Origin of the sequence: Pseudoalteromonas sp. SR44-5, from assembly GCF_014163675.1 — a bacterium.
GTDB lineage: Bacteria > Pseudomonadota > Gammaproteobacteria > Enterobacterales > Alteromonadaceae > Pseudoalteromonas > Pseudoalteromonas rhizosphaerae.
The window spans coordinates 1-614 of record NZ_JACJDT010000166.1 but is presented as its reverse complement, the minus strand read 5'-3'; the positions used below and the strand labels follow the sequence as shown (position 1 = coordinate 614).

Annotated in this window: 1 protein-coding gene; it reads right to left on the bottom strand. The window is 54.1% G+C overall.

Going from position 1 to position 614, the window contains the following annotated elements; translation table 11 throughout:
- Positions 1-614 (bottom strand): Ig-like domain-containing protein (locus H5154_RS23040; RefSeq protein ID WP_182719767.1); only part of this gene is annotated, 614 nt, incomplete at both ends.

Sequence of the window (614 nt, the reverse complement as noted above, 5' to 3'; positions counted from 1 at the left end):
ACACTGACGATGCCACCGATTTCATCACTGCTACCGGTGATGGTTGGCGTGGTATCGTTCGTTGCAGCAAGTGGATCAATATCAAAAGTAGGCGCTTGAGTGTCAATTACTCCGCCGTTTTCAGTGTCACTGGCGGTATTACCTGCCGCATCAGTGACGCTGCCATCCACTTGGAATGCGCCCTCTGCAAGCGGCGTCGGTATATCCACCGACCACGTACCATCTGCAAGCACTGTCGCGATTAAGGTTTGTACTGCCCCCGTCGCATCAGTGACGATGACACTGACGATGCCACCGATTTCATCACTGCTACCAGTAATCGTTGGCGTGGTGTCGTTGCTATCAGATAACGGATCAATATCAAAGCTCGGTGCAAGGGTGTCGATCACCCCGCCGTTTTCAGTGTCGCTGGCGGTATTACCTGCCGCATCGGTCACGCTGGCATCCACTTGGAATGCGCCCTCTGCAAGTGGGGTCGGTACATCTACCGACCACGTACCATCTGCCAGTACCGTCGCAGTTAAAGTTTGCACCGCACCGTTTGCATCAGTGACGATGACACTGACGATGCCACCGATTTCATCACTGCTACCGGTGATGGTTGGCGTGGTATC